Raw genomic sequence first — 21,961 nt, forward strand, 5'->3', positions numbered from 1 at the left:
TCCCCCAGATCCGGATTGCTTGCAAAGCGGGGCAGATTTGGTTTGAGAGGTAGCCAATCAGGTCAGGACTGGCGCAGCTCAGAGATACTGGGCGACCTTCTTGCCGACGGTGAGGAAGCGCAAGGGATCGATCGCTTCGCCATTGTGGCGCACTTCATAATGCAGATGCGGGCCGGTCGAGCGGCCGCTGCTGCCGGTCTTGCCGATGACTGCGCCGGCGCCCAGCTTCTCGCCCACGGTCACGTCGATTTCGCTGAGATGCCCGTAGCGGGTCGCAAAGCCATTGCCGTGGTCGACCTCAACCATGCGGCCATAGCCGCCGTTCCAGCCGGCCTTGGTGACAACGCCGGGCGCCGTGACCTTGGCGTCCATGCCGATGGGCGCCCTGAAGTCCATGCCCGAATGCAGCGCGGCGGTGCCGAGGATAGGATCGGTGCGCACGCCGAACGGGCTGGTGACGGAGTGGCCGGGAGCCGGGTTGGCCAGCGGCAGCTGGCGAGCTTCCTTCTTGAGATGGTCGAGTGTATCCAGCGCCTCGTCCAGTTCCTTGACCTTGCTGTCGAACATCATCGAACTGTCGAGCGGGATCAGCGGTCCGCCGACATCGCTTTCGTTCTTGCCGAAATCGCTGTCGACCGGCAGGCCGGCAGCCTGGAGCGCCTGGGTGATCGCGTCGGCGCTCTTATAGGCATTGTCGGCAAGCGTGTTGATGCGGCTGAGCTGCTCGCTCTCGATGGATTTCAGCGACTGGTTGATCGACACGAACAGCCTGTCGGCGCGATCGGCGGCCGAATCGCTGGGCAGCGGATCGGTGCGGGTCGACCATAAGGAGAATGGCCTGGTGTCGGCGGCGCCAAGGTCGGCGCTGAGACTGGCCACCGCGTAATTCTGCGCCGGCTGGCTGATGCTGCCGGTCACCTCGGCGTGTTTGTCCGGCTTGGCGGCAGCTGCCGGATCCTCGGTGGGCACTGTTCCGACGTCATTCTCGGCGCGTTCGAGCAGCGGGCCGAGACGGCCGTGCCGCTGGCTGAGCTGTGTCTGGCGTTCAAGCAGTTCGCTGACCTTGGTTTCCATCAATTGTTGGTCGAGCAGCTGGCGGCTGGTGATGCGGTCGACCTGGGCGCGGAGTGCTGAGATGCGGTCTTCGTAGGCCTGCTGCATGCGCGCCTGGCGCGCGGTGGTGGCGCCGATCAGGTCGTCGCGCAGCACGAGATAGGACGTGGCCAGGAGATAGCCGATGGCAATGGCGGCGAGTGCCGAACCGATGAAAGCCGCGAGCCAGGGCCGGATCGTAAAATGCCTGATCTCGTTGCCTCGGGCGATGATGACCGTGTGGGGTTCCTTGCGCCTGCCGAAGACTGCGGACTGACCGGTTGCGTTCACGGGACCAAGCTTTCGTTTACGACACCACGACTGCTTGATTACACATTATTAGGGTTAACAAAGGCTTTCTGGGCCGATTGCGCGGCACCGAATGCACGCGGCACGGGCAAAAGGTTGCATGAAAACCGCCATGCGGGCGGCCGACCTGTCGCTAAGTCATTGGCAATGAACAACAATTTTCTGCCAGCCGAGCGGCCCGTCGCTCGCGGGTCAGGGACTAGGGTTCCTTAACTGTCTTCGATTGCATTTACTTGACGGTTTTCGATTAAAAGCGTGATGGGGTTTGGGATTCTATTGAATATGGCGGTCTAAGGGATGCTGAGCGATCCGGTTGGCAAGATCCTCGACAAGTTGTCGAGCACCAGTCTGCTGGCGACCGGGCTCTTGCTGCTGACTGCCCTTGTCAGCGCGCTCGTGGCCTATTGGCGCACGGTCGAAGAAAAGAGCTGGAAGGAATTTTTCGAGTTCGTTATCCCGCAGGAGGTCATCACCCATCCCTCGGCGAGGGCCGACCTGATGTTCTGGGTGACGAAGAAGGCGCTGATGCCCTTCCTCATGCTGCCCGCCGGAATTGTCTTCGTCTCGGCGGTGGGCTACGGCACCAACTGGCTGTTTTCGGCACTGTTCCAGTTCCAGCCGCCTCTGATCGACGGGCCCGCAGGGCCGGTGACGGTGCTGATCTTCACCATCACCATGCTGCTCGCCTACGACATTTCCTATTATCTCTATCACGTTGCCCAGCATCGCTATCCCGTGCTTTGGGAATTGCACAAGGTGCATCACTCGGCCGAGGTGATGGTCGGGATCACCAAGGACCGGGTCCACCCGCTCGACGAGCTGATGAATCGAGCCTGGGACGGCGTCATCGTCGGCGTCTGCTTCGGCATCTGGTCGCTGATTTCGCTGAACCTTGTCGAACTGACTGTCTTTGGCGTCAACGTCTATGTCATGCGCAACATCCTGATGATGGATTTCGTCAGGCACACGCATTTCAAGATCTCGTTCGGCTCGCTCAACAATGTGATCCTGTGTCCTCATTGGCACCAGCTGCATCACAGCACCGATCCACGCCACTACGACAAGAATTTCGGGCTGCTGTTCTCGTTCTGGGACCGGCTCTTCGGAACATTGTGTGTGCCGAAGCCCGACGAGGACTTCAAGTTCGGACTGGTCGACCGCGACGTGCGCGATTACCAGTCGCTGGCCGGCCTTTATGTCATGCCGCTGAAGCGGATGTGGGGGCATATTGCCAGGCGCATCCGGCCCGGAAAGCCACGGACTTCGCGATCATCGGAAGGGACACTGCCATGAACGCTCCCTTCGTGCTCGCCATCCCGCGCACACGCACCTTCGAAGTCGTGACATCGGCGACGCGCCTGGCCGAGATCGCACCAGCCTGGAGCGCGCTCTGGCAGCGAGCCGGCGGGCTTGTGTTCCAGCACCCGGACTGGATCGCGGCCTGGTGGCGCACCACCCCGCATCAGGAGCGGCGCACGCTCAGGATCGGGCTTGCCTGGAACGGCGACAGGCTCGATGGCGTGATAGCGCTGGCGACCTTCAAGCGCTCCGGCATTCGCATACTCGAATGGGCGGCGAAGGATCACAGCGACTATGGCGATGCGCTGGTACTGCCCGACAGCGATCCGCAGGCGATCTCCCGCCTCTGGCAGCATATTTTTGATCAGGGCGGCTTTGACCTGATCTATCTCAACCGTCTGCTGCCGGATGCCGGTGTTCATGCCCTTCTGAACCCGGCCTCGCGCCACGGCACGGCGCTTCGGGCCAACCACCGCACTGAAATCAGCTACCGTGTCGCGGGTCCCTGGCAGAGTGGGGCGAAATGGTTCGAGACGCTGTCAAAGAAAGGCAGGCAGAATTACCGGCGTGGCCGTAAGTTCATGGAAGAAGCCGGTACATTGCGTTTCCGCTTGCTCGATGCCGGCGAGCCGCGGGAGCCGGTGCTCGCACGGGTCGCGGCGCTGAAGCGCCTCTGGCTCGTCCGGCACGGCCGCGTTTCGGACCTGTTCGACAAGGACTCGCCCGTTCTCACCGCGCTTATTTCGGTGCTGGCCGAGCTCGGGCTGTTGCGCATCTTCGTGCTGGAACTTGACGACACGATCGTCGCCGTCTCGATCAATTTCGAGCAGCACGGCACGATGATGGCTTTCATCACCACCTATGATCCCGAATATGAGCGCGCCTCGCCGGGCATGGTACTGATGATGGACTATATCCAGTGGTCGCTCGACCGTGGCCTCGCCAAAGTTGATTTTCTCTGCGGCGGCGAGGATTTCAAGCGGCGCTTCGCCACCCAATCCGTCACGCTGTCGTCGATGATCGGAGCGCGTGGCCTGCGCGGTCATCTTGCCGAGCTGGCCGATCGTGTGAGCCATGTCGCGAAGTCCTGGCGAGCAAAGCGACAGCCGAAGCCGAAGGCAGAAGCACCCGACGAGTAGGGCGGCACGTGTGGGTCTTCGCGACGCTCAAAGCGCGCGAACGGCCTCCAGCACCTCTTCCGCATGGCCCTTGACCCGGACCTTGCGCCAAATCCTGGCGATCCGCCCGTCACGGCCGATCAGGAAAGTCGCCCGCTCGACGCCCATGTATTTACGGCCATACATCGATTTCTCGACCCACAGATGGTAGGCCTCGATCACCTTGCGTTCCTCGTCGGCGGCGAGGTCGATGGTGAGATTGTACTTGGATTTGAACTTGTCGTGCTTCTTGACGTTGTCGGGTGACAGACCGATCACGACGGCGCCGGCCTTCTCGAATTCGGGTTTCAGCTGTGAAAAGCTGATTGCCTCTTGCGTACAACTCGTCGTGTCGTCCTGCGGATAGAAATAGAGGACGACAGGTTTGCCGGACGAGGACGAAAGGCTTAGAGACCCGCCCCCATCCCGGGGCAGGTCGAACTGCGGTGCGAGATCGCCCACGTCGAGGTCAGCCATATCGATGCCCTTGTTTGAGGTTACGCGCGAAGCCACACCGATATAGTGTCGACCGGGGATTCGTCCACGAGCGAATTTGTACAACGGAAGATTGCGTGGATCAGGAGCAACCGCAGCACGAGAAGATCAGGTTCAGGCGTGACGAGATCACCGACCTGGGGGCCTTGCCGTCCGCGTGCCGCGTTCCACCGCTTGGTCAGGCGTCGATCGGCCGCGGCTTCCGCATGCTTTCGCGCGTGTTTGCCGGCATGGTCGCGCTCGTCCTGCTGGCCGCCGTCGTTGTCTATCTGGTCGGGGCATCCGGGATAGGCTCCGAGCGGCTTCGGGCGGAAGCCGAAACCGCCATCGAGAAACTCGCCGGCGTCGATGTCCATGTCGCGGTCGGGCCGGCGCGGATCACGCTCGACAGTTCGAGCTTCGTCGCGCTTCAGGTGAGCGACGTCAGCCTGAAGACATCAGATGACAAGCCGATGGCGGATGCCGGCCGCGTGCGCTTCGGCATGCGCCTGATACCGCTGCTTTGGGGAGAGGTGCGGCTGACCAGCGCCAGGATCTCGGATGCCCATATCGTTGTGGCGGCGATGCCGTCCGGCGGCGACTGGACGGCGCAATTGCGCAACGAGGACGGCCTCATCGATCCGGAGAAACTGTCCGACGCGGTGTTCGGCAACATCCATCACGCGCTGGACGCCGTGCGGGAAGATTCGCTGCGCCGGATCGAACTCAGCAATGTCGAATTCGTGCTGCCCGATACCGGGGCGATCAAGCTGATCAAGATCGCCGACGCCACCGTCGTACAGTCGGGGCCAGGCGGCATGGCGTTTTCCTCCGAGGCGGATGTCGATGGCAGAAAGGTCACCGTTGCCGCTTCCGCGACCCGCGATATCGCGGCGCACCGGGTGACGGCCCTGAATGCAAGCATCAATCTGGTGGCTGCCGAGACCACTACGGCCGACGCCGGGAAGTTGGGGGCTGTCGCGCTGAAACTGACAGGATCGGAAGGAGCCGGCACCATTGCATCACGGTTGACGGCCGCCCTGTCGTCGACAGGTTCCGTGCTCGATCTTGGTCCCCGCGGGCTGCTCCCGGCCGACGTCGATGTCGATGCCACGCTTGTCGATGGCAGCAACAAGATCCAGGTGGACAAGCTACTGCTGAAAACCGGCCGGTCTTCTTTCAATTTCGGCGGCTCGATAGGGCCAAAACCTGCGACCGGGGCGGCGGGCGAGGAACCCTCCTATCGTTACGACCTGACCAGCGACGGTTCGACACTGGCGCCATCGGAATCGCCCGAGCCCGAGCTGACCTTCCTGGCGCGCATCGCCGGTGTCTATCAGATCAAGAGCCACAAATTGGTGGCCGAGCAGATCGCGGTTCGCTCCGACGCGCCCGGCGAGGTGCTCGGCACCGCGGCCGTCACGTTCGTTGACGGCAAGGCCCCGGGCATCAATCTGGCGCTCAATGTCCATGACATGCCGGTCTCGTACGTCAAGCAGCTATGGCCGTGGTTTTCGGCGCGCAATGCGCGGCTTTGGGTGCTGAACAATCTGTTTGGCGGCCGCGTCGTCGACGCCAATCTCCAATTCCAGGTCGTACCGGACCGCCTCGGCAACGGCGTGCCGCTGTCGGCCGACGAGGTGTTCGGCCGCTTCCAGATCGAAGGCTCGCGTTTTGACACGGCCGGGCGAATTCCGCCGATACGCGACGCGGTTGGCGTCGTCGCTTTCCACGGCAATGACGTCGATGTTTCGCTCTCCTCGGGCACCGTCTTCATGCCCAGCGGCCGCACCGTGGCGGCCAGCAACGGCACGCTGGCGGTCAAGGCGGCGAACCGCCCGCCGGTCATCGGCGCACTCGACATCGACGTGGAGGGGGAGGCGCCGGCTGTCGCCGAGCTTGCCTCCTACGAACCGATCAACGCCATGCGCCATGTCGGCTTCCTGCCGGATGATCTGTCCGGCAGCGTCACCGGCCATGTCAGGGCTGATATCCCACTGCAGTCCGGTGTCGATACCTCGAAGCTCGACTGGCTGGTGTCGCTCGACTACACCGGCCTGTCGCTGGCCAAGCCGTTCGAGGGACAGACCGTGACCGATGCCGACGGTTCGATCACGGTCGATCCCGAAAAGGCGGTGATTTCCGCCAAGGCATCGCTGAACGGCATTCCTGCCGAACTCGATCTTGTCGAGCCGCTGGCGGATGATGGGCCGCCGCGCAGCCGCAAGGTGGCCCTGGTGCTCGACGACAAGATCCGTGCCGCCGCCATGCCGGGCCTGACGCCGCTTCTGGGCGGAACGGTGAAGGTCGCGATCGACAAGAGCGGAAGCGGCAACCAGAACGTCTCGGCCGACCTGACCAATGCCAGGCTGGACATTCCCTGGGCCGGCTGGAGCAAGGGGGCAGGGGTTCCGGCCAACGTCAACTTCGTCATGACCAAGGCCGGCGACACCACGACGCTGTCCGATTTCGAACTCGACGGAAAGACATTCTCCATCGACGGCAGCATCGTGCTGGTCAACGGCGCCCTGTCGTCGGCGAAGTTCAGCAAGGTCACCTTGAACCGGGGTGACGATGTCGCGATTTCGGTGAAGCGGTCGGGCAAGGGCTATGCGGTCGATATCAATGGCAACGCGCTCGACGCCCGCGCGCTCATCAAGCAGTTCACCTCCGATGTGGACACCGCGACCAAGACGACCGGAACAGACAACATTTCCGTCAGCGCCGATGTCGAGCAGCTTACCGGTTTCCACGACGAGCAACTGTCCAACCTGAAGCTCGATTATAGTGCCGCCGGTTCAAGGGTGAACGGACTGAAGGTCAGCGCCACGGCAAGTTCGGGCGCGGCCATCACCATCAGCAACACCACCGGCGGCGGCCAGCGTTCGCTCAACGTGCAGTCCGCGGACGCCGGCGCCATATTGAGGTTCCTGAACGTCTACGAGCACATGGAAGGCGGCGCGATCACGCTGGCCTTGTCAGGAACCAGTGACGGGCCGATGAAGGGCAAGGTCGACACCAGCAACTTCTTCATCGTCAACGAACCGAAACTCGCTTCCATCGTCTCGACCACGCCGGCCGGCGACAACCGCAGCCTCAACCAGGCGGTCAAGGGCAATCTCGACACGTCGCGGGTGAAGTTCGAGCGCGGTTATGCCGAGATCGAGAAAGGCAGCGGCTATCTGAAACTGGGCAATGGCGTGCTGCGCGGTCCGCGCATCGGCACGACGTTCCAGGGCATCCTCTACGACCAGAACAACAATATGGACATGACCGGCACCTTCATGCCGGTCTATGGTCTCAACCGCATCTTCGGCGAACTGCCCATCGTCGGCGCGTTGCTCGGCAATGGCCGCGACCGCGGCCTGATCGGCGTCACCTACCGGCTCAGGGGCAATGCCAACAAGCCGGTGCTCGACGTCAATCCGCTGTCGGTGATCGCACCGGGCATATTCAGGTCGATCTTCGAGTACCGGTGAGCAATTCCAGGAAAAGTGTGAAGCGGTTTTCCCGGGAAAAGCGCGTAGCGCTTTCCCTTGGGAATTGCGGCAAAACAAATAGTTAAAACAGTTCGCCGTTTCCATGAAACGGCAAACTGTTTTAACGGCCTCAGACCGGCCGCACCAGGACGTGTTTTTTCCTGCCGACTGAAAGCTTTACGACGTTTTCCGGACTCAAATCCTGAAGCGTGACCATACGGCGGTCGTCACTGACAGACTGGTCGTTGATGCGCACCGCACCACCCTGGATGAGCCGCCGCGCCTCGCCATTGGACGATGCCAGCCCGGCCGTGACCAGCAGCGACAGGATGCCGACGCCGGCCTCCAGCGCGGCTTTGTCGACCCCAACGGTCGGCAACGTTTCGGCCAGAGCGCCTTCCTCGAAGGTTTTTCGCGCGGTTTCCTCGGCTTGGTTCGCCGCGTCTCGACCGTGGACGATCGCCGTCGTCTCCGTGGCCAGGATCTTCTTGGCCTCGTTGATCTCGGAGCCGCCGAGTGCGGCCAGCCGCGCGATCTCATCGAGGGGCAGGCGGGTGAATATCTTCAGGAAGCGCTCGACATCGGCGTCCTCGGTGTTGCGCCAATACTGCCAGAAATCATAGGGCGAGAAGAGGTCGCCGTTGAGCCAGACCGCACCCTTCGCCGACTTGCCCATCTTGGCGCCGGAAGACGTCGTGAGCAGCGGTGTGGTCAGCGCGTAAAGCTGCGGCGTGCCCATGCGATGGCCGAGATCGACGCCGTTGATGATGTTGCCCCACTGGTCCGACCCGCCCATCTGCAGGCGGCAGTTCTGGCGCCGGGCGAGTTCGACGAAATCGTAGCCCTGCAGGATCATGTAGTTGAATTCGAGGAACGACAGCGACTGTTCGCGGTCGAGCCTGAGCTTGACGCTGTCGAAGGTCAGCATGCGGTTGACGGAGAAATGCCGGCCGACGTCACGCAGGAACTCGACATAGTTGAGCTTCATCAGCCAATCGGCATTGTTGACCATGATGGCGTCGTTGGGGCCGTCGCCGAACCGCAGGATGCGGCCGAAGATGCGCTTGATGCCTTCGATATTGGTGGCGATCGCCTCAGGCGTCAAAAGGCTGCGCTGGTCGTCGCGGAAGGACGGGTCGCCGATCATCGACGTGCCGCCGCCCATCAGCGCGATCGGCCGGTGCCCGGTCTCCTGCAGCCAGTAAAGCATGGTCGCCGAGATCAAATTGCCGATATGCAGGCTGGTGGCGGTGGCGTCGTAGCCGACATAGGCAGTGACCGTTTCCTTGGCGAAAAGCTGGTCGAGGCCGGTCTCATCCGAAATCTGGTGGATGAAGCCGCGCTCGCTCATCGTGCGCAGGAAATCGGATTTGAAGGCAGGCATATTTTGTTTCCCGAAAGCGTCCGGCCGATCTGATGCGGCCTATATGAAGGCGCGCGTTTAGCATCCAAGCGCGATCAGCAAAAGTGGTTTCCGGTTTTGCCTCGGGTTGTCATGCGCCAAGGGTCACAAGATATCAGGGTGATCACCCGTTGTTGAAACGGTGCGACGAGCCGTCCGGGACGAATGCTTGCTTCATCGTTTCGGCTGGCGTAATGAGGCGCCGCGCCAAAGGTTCTTGCAGCCCACGACCTCGAGCGGCACCGCACGGCATCCAACAATGCCATATCCGACGACAGAGCCCCGACGCGACATGCCGGACGCATTGATATCCATCGTCATTCCTTGCAGGAACGAGGCGGCAAACCTGCCGCTGCTGATCGACGAGATCGAGGCGGCGATGGCCGGGCGCGACTTCGAACTGATCATCGTCAATGACGGCTCGACCGACGAGACCGCTGCCGTGCTGGCCGAGCAGACGGCACTTCGCCCGTTCCCGGTGCGCGAATTGCGGCACCAGAAATCCGCCGGCCAGAGCCTCTCGGTGCGTTCGGGCGCCTGGGCGGCGCGCGGCGGCATCGTCGCCACGATCGACGGTGATGGCCAGAACGATCCGCAATACATTCCGGTGCTGGTCGATGCCTTGCGGCAGGCCGGGCCCGATTTCGGCGCCGCCCAGGGGCAGCGCCTCAAGCGCCGCGACAGCAAGGTCAAGCAACTGGCGTCTCGTTTCGCTAACTGGCTGAGAAACGCCATCCTGCATGACGAGACGCGCGATACCGGCTGCGGCCTGAAGGCGGTGCATACCGATGTCCTGCGCAAATTGCCGTTTTTCGACGGCACGCATCGTTTCGTTCCAGCCCTGGTCATCCAGGAAGGCTATCGCGTCGTGCATTGCGACGTCGTCGACCGGTCGCGCCGCCACGGCAAGTCGAACTACGGCATTTTCGACCGCGGCCTGCAGGGCGCGCTCGATCTCGGCGGTGTCTGGTGGCTGCGCCGCAGGCGGCGCAGAATGCCAAAAGTAGAGGAAATCAAGCGTGGTTAACGTGCTTCAGGAATTGGGAACCTGGCTTCACCAGGTTTTTGTCAAGCAATTCGACGCATGGGTCCTGCTGGGGTTCATCGCCCAATTCTTCTTCACCATGCGTTTCGTCGTGCAGTGGCTGGCATCTGAAAAGGCCAAGCGCAGCGTCGTGCCGGTGGCCTTCTGGTTCTTTTCCCTGTTTGGCGGCGGCCTGCTGCTGATCTATGCCATCGTGCGTCAGGATCCGGTGTTCATCGCCGGCCAGGCCATGGGCATGTTCATCTATGTCAGAAATCTCTGGCTGATCGCCAATGAGCGCAAGGCGGCGGCGATGACCAAGGTCGATTGAGCGGCCGGCCGGATAATCTTTTTGCATGTCGTCTCCCCAAAACCGCGGCACACTTTGGGCGACATGCTTGGTGAAATGACCAGAGAGGCTCAAGCATGGCGTTGAACAGGAACTACATCCTTCTCTTCCTGTTCAGCCTGGTGATGACGCTTTCGGGGCTGGCCTCCCTGCCGCCGATCGACCGCGACGAGTCGCGCTTTGTCCAGGCCACCAAGCAGATGGCGGAGAGCGGCGACTATGTCGACATCCGCTTTCAGGACGCCTCGCGCTACCAGAAGCCCGTCGGTATCTACTGGCTGCAATCCGCTGCCGTGACCTTAAGTGGGAAGGGCGCCGAAGCCCCGATCTGGGTCTATCGCACGATCTCGGCGTTGGGCATTGCCATCGCGGTGCTGGCGATCGCCTGGACGGGAACCAATCTTTTCGGCGCCAGTGCCGGCATCGCCGCCGGCCTGGTGATGGCGGCGATCTTCGCCACGGCCTTCGAGGGCCGTGACGCCAAGACCGATGCGATGCTGCTGGCCTGCTGCGTGGCAGCGCAAGGCGCGCTGGCGCAGATTTATCTGGCATCGCGCCGTAACGAACCAGTCGCCGGCCATCTCTGGTGGATCTTCTGGATCGCGCAAGGCGCGGCAATCCTCATCAAAGGGCCGATTGCACCGCTTTTGTCGGCGCTGACCATCGCGGCGCTGTTCGCCTTCGAGCGCGACGGGCGCTGGCTGTCGAAGCTCAGGGTCGGACGTGGCCTGTTGCTTGTCGTGGTGATCGCGCTGCCCTGGCTTGCCGCTATCACCTGGAAAAGCCACGGCGCTTTCCTGCAACAGGCGGTCGGCAAGGACATGCTCGGCAAGGTCGCGTCGGGGGAGGAATCGCACGGCCTGCCGCCCGGCTTCTATATGCTGACCTATTCGCTATTCATGTGGCCGTTCGGGCTGATCGCGGTCGGTGCCGGTCTGCAGGCCCTCAACCGTCTGCGCGACGATGTCAGGCTGCGCTTTTGCCTCGCCTGGTACATCCCGTTCTGGCTGGTGTTCGAACTGATCCCGACCAAGCTGCCGCACTATGTCTTGCCGGCCTATCCCGGCATGGCGCTGCTGGTCGGCTGGCTACTGACGTTGCAGCCGGAGGATGCCAATGCGCCGCTGAAGCGTTGGCAGCAATGGTTGTGGTGGTCGACCGCATTCGGCCTGGTCGTGGTAAGCCTCGGCCTCGCGGCGGTCTGTATCGGTGCGCCGATCTACATCACACACACCTTCTCCTGGTGGAGCATTCCGGCCGCCGCCGCCGCACTCGGCACGGGCTACTTCGCTTTTTCGCGGCAGTTGCAGGTGCCGCTGCCCCGCATCGGCGCCACCGCCGCCTGTGCCGGCATCACCTATGCCTTGCTGTTCGGCGTCATCGCGCCGTCGCTGAAGCCGATCTGGCTGAGCCCGGCGATCAAGCAGGCGGTGCTCGCCAACAAACCTTGCGACACGACGGTGCTGGCCTCGGCGCGGTATCAGGAACCGAGCCTGGTATTCCTCGTGGGCACCAAGACGGTGCTGACCGATGTCGGCGGCGTGGCGGAACATCTGCTTGCCGATCCGGCCTGCGCGTTGGGGTTGGCACCGATCGAGGACGAGCAGAAACTCAATGGCATGCTATCGGTGCGAGGCAAATCGGTGAACCGCATCGCCGAGATCGACGGCCTCAACTATTCGTCGGGAGACAAACTTACGCTCGGCCTCTATCGTGTGGCTCCATGACGGCTCGTCGATGCCCATGACGGCAACAATGGGGTCGAATTCCCAATGCTCGTGAAACCGCGCCCTTCCGTTTTCGCCACGCTGCTTGCAGTTGGGCGCCGGTCCATGGACAATTTTCGCGACACCTTGCAGATCGTCAGAAGGCGCTTTGCAGGTCGTCCCGCGCGTTACCCCAACATCGCATGGCCGGTTTGGGGGCTGGTCTGGCTGTTGCTGACAGCGGCGGCCTTTGTTCGCCTCGACACGCCGGCAGGGGTGCTGCATGGTCAATGGTCGGGAGCGAGGGTTGCCGAATTCCTGACCCAGTTCGCTCTCGGCGGCTGGTATCTGATTCCATCAGCGCTTTTGCTCGTGGCGGCCAATCTGATCGATTGGCGAAGCCTTTCGCGGCGGCGGCTGATGCTGGTCTACAACTGGACTTGCCTGGCATTCCTGGTGCTGAGCGCCGTCGGCCTGTCCGGCCTGCTGGTCAATGTGCTGAAATATGCGATCGGCCGGGCGCGGCCGCTCTACTTCCAGGATTTTGGCGTGCTCGCTCTGCATCCCTTCGCCTTTGACGCGCGCTTCGCCGGTTTTCCGTCCGGCCACGCGACGACGATGGGGGCGGTCTTCGGCGTTCTCCTGCTTTTGTTCCCGAGGCGTTGGTATATCGCCTTGGTGGTCACCGCCTGTTTCGCCTCGACCAGGGTTTTCGTCGGCGCGCACTATCCCAGCGACACCGTCGCCGGCTTCGGCCTGGGCTGTGCGTTTGCGCTCGCCTGCGGACTGGTCTTTGCCCGGCTCGGCTTCATCTTCCGGCCGACGCCGTCGGGATTGCCGGTCCGCAAAGCATCGTTTCGGCTGATTGCTCCTGAAAGATAGGCCGCTGCCGTATCAGTTGCTATCCAGGCCGCCGTAGGATCTGACCAGGCGGATCATGTCGGATGAATTGGCGGTCTCGCTTTCAAGACCTTGCGCGACGCCAACGCGATCGGCGACGGGACGGTTCTGGCTGACCTTCCACTTGCCGTGGATCTCGCTGATTTCGATCTCCAGTCCGATGATGCCCTTGATTTGTGACTGGATGAAGGGCGGCGGCGCGTCGGTCACCGCCCAGGGGGCTTCGCGAGGGCCTTCCTGCGATAGGGTCAGGTCGGCGATCTGCTGTGCCAGCCAGTCCTGGTCGTCCATCACTTTTGCCGTGCCGCGCACCTGTACGATGGCATAGTTCCAGGTCGGCACAACCTTGCCGGTCTCGCGCTTGGTCTCGTACCAGGAAGGCGTCACATAGGCATCGGTGCCCTGGAAGACGATCAGCACCGGTGATGACGGGTTTTCCGCGATAAGTTTCCAGTGCGGGTTGGCCTTGGCCAGGTGGGCGCGCAACCTGCCGTTCGGCGACGCTTCTGCGTCGAGCAGGAACGGAATGGCATCGGCGACCGGACCGTCAGGCCCGTTCGAGATCAGCATGCCGAGCGGATGCGACCGGATCAGTCCGTGCAGGACATCCGGCCGCGTTTCCTGGAAATGGGGAGGCTCGTACATCGGCGCTGGCGCCTTTCCCTGCTTATCTCAGCCGCTTCGGCCGCGGATCGGACAACTCGCCCGCCAGTCGGCGATCGAGATAGTCGGCGCATTCCTCGATCAGCAGGTCCGCATCGTTGGCGAAAAAGTGGTTGGCGCCGGGCAAGGTCTTCTGCGTGATGGTGATGCCCTTTTGCGTGTGGAGCTTGTCGACCAGGCCTTGCACATCCTTCGGCGGCGCCACCTTGTCGGCATCGCCGTGGATGATCAGGCCCGATGACGGGCAGGGCGCCAGGAACGAGAAATCATAGGTGTTGGGCTGCGGCGCGATCGAGATGAAGCCTTCGATCTCGGGCCGGCGCATCAAAAGCTGCATGCCGATCCACGAGCCGAAGGAATACCCGGCAACCCAGCAGCTCTTGGAATCCGGATGCAACGACTGCACCCAGTCGAGGGCGGCGGCCGCATCCGACAATTCACCGGTGCCGTGGTCGAATTCGCCCTGGCTGCGGCCGATGCCGCGGAAATTGAAGCGCAGCGTGGTGAAATCGCGCTTCTGGAACATGTAGAAGAGGTCGTAGACGATCTTGTTGTTCATCGTGCCGCCGAATTGCGGGTGCGGGTGCAGCACAATGGCAATCGGCGCGCTCTTTTCCTTGGAAGGCTGGTAACGTCCCTCCAGGCGGCCGGCCGGACCGGTGAAAATGACCTCAGGCATGAAATACTCCACTTGGTATACGAATGCGCGGCGCCCGGAACGTGTCTTCCTCTGGCCTTGACGCAGGGCGAGCGTCTTCTTAGAAGCTAGTTTAGAACTATTCAAAACTGAGTGGCCTGACGTCGAGCCCGGCCACCCGCGCCGCAAGCCGCGTAAATAGGACGGCTCGCCTTGGAATTTCAAGGAAATAACGCCATACGACAACCGAATGGCTTCTGACGGGACCAACTGGACGAAAATGGCCGCAAAACGCGCCTATCTCGACTACAATGCCAGTGCGCCGCTGTTCCCAGCGGCACGCGAGGCTATGGTCGCGGCGCTCGACGTGACCGCCAACCCGTCATCGGTCCATGCCGAAGGCCGCGCCGCGCGGCGCCTGATCGAGACGGCAAGGCGCGAGGTTGCGGCGCTGGTGAATGCCAAGCCCGAACATGTCGTGTTCACCTCCGGTGCGACCGAAGCCGCCTCGACACTGCTTTCACCCGATTGGCAGATGGGGCGCGGGACTGTCCGCATGAGCCGGCTCTACGTCTGCGAGGCCGATCATCCCTGCCTGTTGAATGGTGGACGCTTCCCGGCAGCGCAGGTGACGCGCGTCGGCGTCGATGCCAACGGCATTGCCGATCTCAACGCGTTATCCGCGGCGCTTGCCGGTCACGACAAGGCCGATGGCCTGCCGCTGGTGGCGATCCATGCCGCCAACAACGAGACCGGCGTCATCCAGCCGATCGATCGGATCGCCGGGATCGTCAAGGCTGCGGGCGGCATTCTTGTCGTCGATGCGGTTCAGGCCGTGGGCCGCGTTTCCATCGATATGTCAGCGGGTTACGCCGACTATCTGATTCTGTCGTCGCACAAGATCGGCGGTCCCAAGGGCGTCGGCGCCATCGTTGCCGCCGCCGATCTGATGATGCCGAAGCCGCTGATCAATGGCGGCGGCCAGGAAAAGGGCCATCGCGGCGGCACGGAAAACCTCGCCGCCATCGCCGGTTTTGGTGCTGCCGCGCGCGAGGCGGTGAGCGGACTGCCGGCGATCGATGCGGTGCGCGAGCGCCGCGACGCGATCGAGGCCATCGTGAAAATGCTGGTGCCGGAGGCAGAAATCTTTGGAACCGGCGCGCCAAGGCTTGCCAACACGACATTCTTCGCTATTGCGGGCGTCAAGGCCGAAACCGCGCAGATCGCCTTCGATCTCGCCGGTGTCGCGCTGTCGGCCGGCTCCGCCTGTTCGTCGGGCAAGGTCGGACCGAGCCATGTGCTGAAGGCCATGGGTTTCGGTGACAGTCTTGGCGCCTTGCGCGTGTCGATCGGTTCGGCGACGGGTGCCGAGGATATCGAACTCTTCCGCACCGCGCTGGCGGGCATTGCCGCACGGCTAGCCGCTAGGGAAAAGGCGGATAGAGAAGAGGCCGCGTAGCGGTTGGACGATTTTGGGCCTTTCGGCCTGGTAGAGCCGTGCGTTTCATGCTGGCCGGGTGAATTTCCGGTCGAGGCGCACTATATGGAACTTACGCTGCCGCGAGCGCTCTTTGGCGTTCATTTCGGTAGTGCCATAGTTTGAAAACTGCCGGGCCTTGACCCCGGCGTGGATGGAGAACGCATATGCCTGCTGTGCAGGACACGATCGATCGGGTCCGAAAGATCGACGTCGACCAATACAAATACGGATTCCAGACCGAGATTGCTGTCGACAAGGCCCCCAAGGGCCTGAGCGAAGACATCATCCGTTTCATTTCGGCCAAGAAGGACGAGCCGTCCTGGATGCTGGAATGGCGCCTGGAAGCCTATCGGCGCTGGCTGACGCTGGAAGAGCCGACCTGGGCGCGCGTCCACTATCCGAAGATCGACTTCCAGGACATCTACTACTATGCGGCGCCCAAGAGCACGCCAGGCCCGTCGTCGCTCAGCGACGTCGATCCCGAACTCTTGAAGGTCTACGAGAAGCTCGGCATTCCGCTGCGGGAACAGGAAATCCTTGCCGGCGTGCAGAAGACGGATGCCTCCGATCTCGAGGAGCCCAGCGACAACGTCTACAAGTCGGGCCGCGTCGCCGTCGATGCGGTGTTCGATTCCGTCTCCGTCGTCACCACCTTCAAGAAGGAGTTGGCGCAGGCCGGCGTCATCTTCTGCTCGATCTCGGAAGCCATCCGCGAGCATCCGGAGCTGGTGAAAAAGTATCTCGGCTCCGTGGTGCCGACCTCCGACAATTACTATGCGACGCTGAATTCGGCTGTGTTCACCGACGGCTCGTTCGTCTTCGTGCCCAAGGGCGTGCGCTGCCCGATGGAGCTGTCGACCTATTTCCGCATGAACGAGAAGAACACCGGCCAGTTCGAGCGCACGCTGATCATCGCCGAGGAGGGGGCTTACGTCTCCTATCTCGAAGGCTGCACGGCGCCGCAGCGCGATGAGAACCAGCTGCATGCCGCGGTGGTCGAACTGGTGGCGCTCGACGATGCCGAGATCAAATATTCGACGGTGCAGAACTGGTACCCCGGCGACGCCGAGGGCAAGGGCGGCATCTACAATTTCGTCACCAAGCGCGGCGACTGCCGCGGCGACCGTTCGAAAATCTCGTGGACGCAGGTCGAAACCGGCTCGGCCATCACCTGGAAGTACCCGAGCTGCATCCTGCGCGGCGACGATTCCCAAGGCGAGTTCTATTCGATCGCCGTGTCGAACGGTTATCAGCAGGTCGATAGCGGCACCAAGATGATCCATCTCGGCAAGAACACGTCGAGCCGCATCATCTCCAAGGGCATCGCCGCCGGCTTCTCGCAAAACACCTATCGCGGCCAGGTCTCGGCGCACCGCAAGGCGACCAACGCCCGCAACTTCACCAACTGCGACTCGCTGCTGATCGGCGACCAGTGCGGCGCGCACACCGTGCCTTACATGGAAGCCAAGAACTCGACGGCGCAGTTCGAGCACGAGGCGACGACGTCCAAGATTTCCGAAGACCAGAAGTTCTACGTCATGCAGCGCGGCATTCCGGAGGAGGAGGCGATCGCGCTGATCGTCAACGGCTTCGTCAAGGATGTCATCCAGCAGCTGCCGATGGAATTCGCGGTCGAAGCGCAGAAGCTGATCGGCATCTCGCTTGAGGGCTCGGTCGGCTGACCGGACAGATATTCAGGAAACAAAAGAATGCTTGAGATCAAGAACTTGCACGCCCGCATCGTCGATGACGGCACCGAAATCATCCGCGGCCTGAACCTGACGGTGAAAGCCGGCGAGGTCGCCGCCATCATGGGCCCGAACGGCTCGGGCAAATCGACGCTGTCCTACATCCTCGCTGGCCGCGAGGACTATGAGGTCACCGAGGGCGACATCCTCTACAACGGCCAGTCGATCCTCGAAATGGATCCGGCCGAACGCGCCACGTCAGGCATCTTCCTCGCCTTCCAGTACCCGATGGAGATACCGGGCGTCGCGACCATGGAATTCCTGAAAGTGGCGATGAACGAGCAGCGCAAGGCGCGTGGCGAAGAACCGCTGAAGATCCCGGAATTCCTGAGGCGAGTGAAGGAAGCCGCCGCTTCGCTCAGCATGGACATTGCGATGCTGAAGCGTCCGCTCAATGTCGGCTTCTCCGGCGGCGAGAAGAAGCGCGCCGAAATCCTGCAGATGAAGCTCTTGGAGCCGAAGCTGTGCGTGCTCGACGAGACGGATTCCGGCCTCGACATCGATGCGCTGAAGATCGTCTCCGACGGCGTCAACGCTTTGCGCGCGCCGGACCGGGCGTTCCTAGTCATCACCCACTACCAGCGGCTGCTCGAACACATCGTGCCGGATACAGTGCACGTGCTTTACAAGGGCCAGGTTATCAAGTCCGGCGACAAGTCGCTGGCGCTCGACCTCGAAGCCAATGGCTATGCCGGCGTGATCGGCGAAGCCGCGTGAGATGCCAGAAGGCAAGGTCAAACTGATGAATATGCACACACAACCGCAGCGGACACCGGCCGAAACCGCGTTGATCGACGCGTTCGGCGACCGGCTGTCGCTGCTGCCGGGCGACGGCGCGGTGATGCTGAAGCGCGACGACGCCATCGAGGCGATCAAGCACGGCCTGCCGACGCGGCGCATCGAATCCTGGCACTACACCGACCTGCGCCGGCTGCTGAATGCCGTGCCGGACTTCGACCCGGCGGCGGCGGCAAAAGCTATTGCACCGATCGTCGAAGGCTCAGCGGTGCTGGCGATCCTGAACGGCAAGTCCGACGCGAAGACGACGCCTGATATCGAAGGCGTTACCGTCCAGCGCCTGTCGGAAAAGCTGATTGACGGAAGCATCGCGCCAGGCCTTGATCCCTATGGCAACGATGATGCCATCGGCGCCCTGAACACGGCCTTCGTCGCCGACGGCTACTTTGTCGACATCGCTGACGGCGCTGAGCTGGAAAAGCCGATCGAACTGCAGAATTTGCAGGCTGGCGGCCAGACCCATGTGCGCCTGCCGGTGCGCGTCGGCGCCGGCGCCAAGGCTGTCATCGTCGAGCGTCAGGCGGGTGATGGGGCAGCTCTGGTCAGCTCGGTCAGCCAACTCGTGCTCGGCGAGGGCGCCGAGGTGACGTGGCTGATCGTGCAGGAGCAGCCGGAGACGGCGACGCATCTGGCGCAGTTCAAGGCCCATATCGGCAAGAACGCGAAGCTGACGCTGTTCGTCATGAACGCCGGCGGCAAGCTTGTGCGCCAGGAGATCATGGTCAGGACGACAGGCGAAGGCGCCGATTTCAAGCTGCGCGGCATCAATCTTCTGGCCGGCGACACCCACACCGATGTGACCATGGTGCTCGACCACGCCGTCCCGCACACGACCTCGACAGAGGTCATCCGCAATGTGGTGACGGGCAAGGCGCGCGGCGTTTTCCAGGGCCGCATCAACGTCCATCAGTACGCACAGAAGACCAATGCCAAGATGGCCTGCAACACGCTACTCCTGTCGGACGATGGCGAGTTCTCGACCAAGCCCGAGCTTGAAATCTTCGCCGATGACGTCATCTGCGGCCATGGCGCGACAGTCACCGAGATCGACCACGACCATCTCTTCTACCTGATGGCGCGCGGTGTCGACGAGAAGAGCGCGCGGGGCTTGCTGGTCAAAGCCTTTGTTGCCGAGGTGATCGAGGAACTGGATGACGAGACGATCGTCGAGGCGCTGGAAGCGAAGCTCGACGAGTGGTTTCTGACGCACGGGTGAAATGATGAACGCTCCAGGCAAGATTGGAGATTTCTACGACGTCGAGGCGATCCGCCGCGACTTCCCGATCCTGTCGCGCGAAGTCTACGGCAAGCCACTGGTCTATCTCGACAATGGCGCCTCGGCACAGAAGCCGCAGGTGGTGCTGGATACGATCCAGCACGCCTACAGCCAGGAATACGCCAACGTTCATCGCGGGCTGCATTTCCTGTCGAATGCCGCTACCGATGCCTATGAAAAAGCACGTGAGACGGTGCGCCGGTTCCTCAATGCGCCGAGCACCGACAACATCGTCTTCACCTCGAACACGACGTCGGCGATCAACACGGTTGCCTATGGCTACGGCATGCCAGACATCGGCGAGGGCGACGAGATCGTGCTGTCGATCATGGAGCACCACTCCAACATCGTGCCCTGGCATTTCATCCGCGAGCGGCAGGGCGCCAAACTGGTCTGGGTGCCGGTCGACGATCTCGGTGTCTTCCACATCGAGGAATTCGAGAAGCGGCTGACCGACCGCACGAAACTTGTGGCCATCACGCAGATGTCGAATGCGCTGGGCACGGTGACGCCGATCAAGGAGATCGTGCGCATTGCGCATGCGCGCGGCATTCCCGTGCTCGTCGACGGCAGCCAGAGCGCCGTGCACATGCCGATCGATGTCCAGGACCTCGACTGCGACTTCTTCGTCTTCACCGGCCACAAGGTCTACGGCCCGTCGGGCATCGGCGTTCTCTACGGCAAGAAGGACATTCTCGCCGGCATGCGTCCGTTCATGGGCGGCGGCGAGATGATCGAGGAGGTGACGGAAGACATCGTCACTTACAACGAGCCGCCGCATCGTTTCGAGGCCGGCACGCCGCCGATCGTCCAGGCGATCGGGCTCGGCGCGGCGCTGGACTATATGGAAAAAATCGGCCGCGAGCGCATCGCAGCACATGAGGAAGACCTCAAGACTTACGCGCATGAGCGGCTGCGCGCCATCAATTCGCTGCGCATCTTCGGCGACGCACCAGGCAAGGGCGCCATTATCTCCTTCGAACTGCAAGGCATTCATGCCCATGACGTGTCGATGGTGATAGACAGGCAGGGCGTGGCCGTGCGCGCGGGCACCCATTGTGCCCAGCCGCTGTTGAAACGCTTTGGCGTAACCTCCACATGCAGGGCATCGTTCGGCATGTATAATACCAGGGCCGAAGTCGACGCTTTGGCCGAGGCGCTCGAAAAAGCGCGCAAATTCTTCGGGTGACGATCATGGATGACGCTAGCCACACCACCGAGACCGTGCCGGAAACGGCGATCAACCCCCTGGTTTCCGCCTCGGCCATTCCTGCCGACGAACTGGCGCGGCTGACCGACGACATCGTCTCGGCGCTGAAGACGGTCTACGACCCGGAAATCCCGGCCGACATCTACGAGCTCGGCCTCATCTACAAGATCGACATCGAGGACGACCGCTCGGTCAAGATCGCCATGACGCTGACCGCCCCGGGTTGCCCGGTGGCCGGCGAAATGCCCGGCTGGGTGGAAAATGCCGTCGGCGCCGTCGAAGGCGTCTCCGGCGTCGAGGTCAACATGACCTTCGATCCGCCCTGGTCGGCCGACCGCATGTCGGAAGAGGCGCAGGTGGCGGTTGGCTGGTACTAGGCAGGCAGAGGCTGGCGCACTTGCGCCAGGGGTAAAACTTCACCATTTTAGGTGAGGAATCATTCGGCAGGCCTTGAACCTGCATGGAATGGAGAAGGAAAGACAATGGGACGCTTCGCCGTCATCACGATGACCGAAAAGGCCGCCGACCGGGTGCGCGAGATCGTTGCCACCCGCGACAGCGCGCATGGCATCCGCCTTGGCATCAAGAAGGGCGGCTGCGCCGGCATGGAATACACGGTCGATCTGGTGATCGAGCCCAACACCAAGGACGATCACATCGAACGCGACGGCGCCCATGTCTATGTCGCCCCGGAGGCCGCCCTTTTCCTGTTCGGCACCGAGATGGATTTCGAACAGACGACGCTGCGCACCGGCTTCACCTTCCACAACCCGAACCAGAGTTCGGCCTGTGGCTGCGGCGAATCCGTCGAGCTGAAGCCGGCCGACCTCAAGGCGCTGGCAGAGGCACGCGCTTCGGCCTGAACCCAGGCCGAGTTTCCGAATCCACACCGAGCCGGTGACCGGATGGCCGTCGAAAACGTGAACGTCGCGACATCAATCCGGCCGCATGTCAGCGC

The 21,961-nt window shown here is 62.4% G+C and carries 19 protein-coding genes; 14 read left to right on the plus strand and 5 right to left on the minus strand.

What is annotated here, in order from left to right; genetic code table 11:
* Positions 1-78 precede the first annotated feature (78 nt).
* Positions 79-1,383, minus strand: a complete 1,305-nt coding sequence (locus AC1D05_RS02110; protein ID WP_477437734.1) for a M23 family metallopeptidase — start codon at positions 1,381-1,383, stop codon at positions 79-81.
* A 315-nt stretch (positions 1,384-1,698) separates the two neighbouring features.
* Between AC1D05_RS02110 and AC1D05_RS02115 the strand changes: the two genes are divergently transcribed.
* Both AC1D05_RS02115 and AC1D05_RS02120 read left to right on the plus strand, forming a co-directional pair.
* Positions 1,699-2,694: a sterol desaturase family protein gene (locus tag AC1D05_RS02115; protein ID WP_477437736.1), complete on the plus strand. Its 996-nt coding sequence runs from the start codon at positions 1,699-1,701 to the stop codon at positions 2,692-2,694.
* Positions 2,691-3,839 (plus strand): GNAT family N-acetyltransferase, encoded by a 1,149-nt coding sequence (locus AC1D05_RS02120; RefSeq protein WP_477437738.1) that lies wholly within the window; start codon positions 2,691-2,693, stop codon positions 3,837-3,839. The genes AC1D05_RS02115 and AC1D05_RS02120 overlap by 4 nt, the downstream gene beginning before the upstream one ends.
* 27 nt (positions 3,840-3,866) lie before the next feature.
* Here the strand turns inward: AC1D05_RS02120 and AC1D05_RS02125 are convergent, their stop codons facing one another.
* Complete coding sequence (locus tag AC1D05_RS02125; protein WP_477437740.1) at positions 3,867-4,334, minus strand: peroxiredoxin; 468 nt, start codon at positions 4,332-4,334, stop codon at positions 3,867-3,869.
* A gap of 95 nt (positions 4,335-4,429) precedes the next feature.
* Between AC1D05_RS02125 and AC1D05_RS02130 the strand changes: the two genes are divergently transcribed.
* Positions 4,430-7,810: a hypothetical protein gene (locus tag AC1D05_RS02130; RefSeq protein ID WP_477437742.1), complete on the plus strand. Its 3,381-nt coding sequence runs from the start codon at positions 4,430-4,432 to the stop codon at positions 7,808-7,810.
* Between the two features lie 130 nt (positions 7,811-7,940).
* Here the strand turns inward: AC1D05_RS02130 and tyrS are convergent, their stop codons facing one another.
* Positions 7,941-9,194 carry a tyrosine--tRNA ligase gene (gene tyrS, locus AC1D05_RS02135; RefSeq protein ID WP_477437744.1) on the minus strand — a complete coding sequence of 418 codons (1,254 nt, stop codon included), beginning with the start codon at positions 9,192-9,194 and terminating at the stop codon, positions 7,941-7,943.
* A gap of 310 nt (positions 9,195-9,504) precedes the next feature.
* Here tyrS and AC1D05_RS02140 point away from each other — a divergent pair, with 310 nt between their 5' ends.
* The 4 genes from AC1D05_RS02140 (at position 9,505) to AC1D05_RS02155 (ending at position 13,173) form a co-directional block, all read left to right on the plus strand.
* Positions 9,505-10,239, plus strand: a complete 735-nt coding sequence (locus tag AC1D05_RS02140) for a glycosyltransferase family 2 protein (RefSeq protein ID WP_477437745.1) — start codon at positions 9,505-9,507, stop codon at positions 10,237-10,239.
* Positions 10,232-10,567, plus strand: a complete 336-nt coding sequence (locus AC1D05_RS02145) for a lipid-A-disaccharide synthase N-terminal domain-containing protein (protein WP_477437747.1) — start codon at positions 10,232-10,234, stop codon at positions 10,565-10,567. Before AC1D05_RS02140 ends, AC1D05_RS02145 begins: the two co-directional genes overlap by 8 nt.
* Before the next feature lie 95 nt (positions 10,568-10,662).
* Positions 10,663-12,312 (plus strand): ArnT family glycosyltransferase, encoded by a 1,650-nt coding sequence (locus AC1D05_RS02150; protein ID WP_477437749.1) that lies wholly within the window; start codon positions 10,663-10,665, stop codon positions 12,310-12,312.
* 105 nt (positions 12,313-12,417) lie between these two features.
* On the plus strand, positions 12,418-13,173 hold the full coding sequence (locus AC1D05_RS02155; RefSeq protein ID WP_477437751.1) for a phosphatase PAP2 family protein: 756 nt from the start codon (positions 12,418-12,420) through the stop codon (positions 13,171-13,173).
* Positions 13,174-13,185: 12 nt separating this feature from the next.
* On the opposite strand, the gene AC1D05_RS02160 is transcribed toward AC1D05_RS02155, so the two are convergent.
* Both AC1D05_RS02160 and AC1D05_RS02165 read right to left on the minus strand, forming a co-directional pair.
* Positions 13,186-13,836 (minus strand): FMN-binding negative transcriptional regulator, encoded by a 651-nt coding sequence (locus AC1D05_RS02160; protein ID WP_477437753.1) that lies wholly within the window; start codon positions 13,834-13,836, stop codon positions 13,186-13,188.
* 22 nt (positions 13,837-13,858) lie between these two features.
* Positions 13,859-14,533, minus strand: a complete 675-nt coding sequence (locus tag AC1D05_RS02165) for an alpha/beta hydrolase (protein WP_027042409.1) — start codon at positions 14,531-14,533, stop codon at positions 13,859-13,861.
* Positions 14,534-14,771: 238 nt separating this feature from the next.
* Here AC1D05_RS02165 and AC1D05_RS02170 point away from each other — a divergent pair, with 238 nt between their 5' ends.
* The 7 genes from AC1D05_RS02170 to sufA all read left to right on the plus strand — a co-directional run bounded on the left by AC1D05_RS02170 (position 14,772) and on the right by sufA (position 21,866).
* The gene (locus AC1D05_RS02170) at positions 14,772-15,950 is read left to right on the plus strand and encodes a cysteine desulfurase family protein (protein ID WP_477438136.1); all 1,179 of its coding nucleotides are present in this window, start codon (positions 14,772-14,774) and stop codon (positions 15,948-15,950) included.
* A gap of 185 nt (positions 15,951-16,135) precedes the next feature.
* Entirely contained in the window at positions 16,136-17,653 is a 1,518-nt protein-coding gene (gene sufB, locus AC1D05_RS02175) for a Fe-S cluster assembly protein SufB (RefSeq protein ID WP_477437754.1), read from the plus strand.
* 27 nt (positions 17,654-17,680) lie between these two features.
* Complete coding sequence (gene sufC, locus AC1D05_RS02180; protein ID WP_477221254.1) at positions 17,681-18,436, plus strand: Fe-S cluster assembly ATPase SufC; 756 nt, start codon at positions 17,681-17,683, stop codon at positions 18,434-18,436.
* A 25-nt stretch (positions 18,437-18,461) separates the two neighbouring features.
* Positions 18,462-19,733 carry a Fe-S cluster assembly protein SufD gene (sufD, locus tag AC1D05_RS02185; RefSeq protein ID WP_477437756.1) on the plus strand — a complete coding sequence of 424 codons (1,272 nt, stop codon included), beginning with the start codon at positions 18,462-18,464 and terminating at the stop codon, positions 19,731-19,733.
* 4 nt (positions 19,734-19,737) lie between these two features.
* Positions 19,738-20,982 carry a cysteine desulfurase gene (locus tag AC1D05_RS02190; RefSeq protein ID WP_477438138.1) on the plus strand — a complete coding sequence of 415 codons (1,245 nt, stop codon included), beginning with the start codon at positions 19,738-19,740 and terminating at the stop codon, positions 20,980-20,982.
* Positions 20,983-20,987: 5 nt separating this feature from the next.
* Complete coding sequence (locus tag AC1D05_RS02195) at positions 20,988-21,380, plus strand: SUF system Fe-S cluster assembly protein (RefSeq protein WP_477437758.1); 393 nt, start codon at positions 20,988-20,990, stop codon at positions 21,378-21,380.
* 105 nt (positions 21,381-21,485) lie between these two features.
* Positions 21,486-21,866 (plus strand): Fe-S cluster assembly scaffold SufA, encoded by a 381-nt coding sequence (sufA, locus tag AC1D05_RS02200; protein ID WP_477437760.1) that lies wholly within the window; start codon positions 21,486-21,488, stop codon positions 21,864-21,866.
* Positions 21,867-21,961: the final 95 nt, after the last annotated feature.

Source organism: Mesorhizobium sp. P2_E9 (assembly GCF_056403815.1).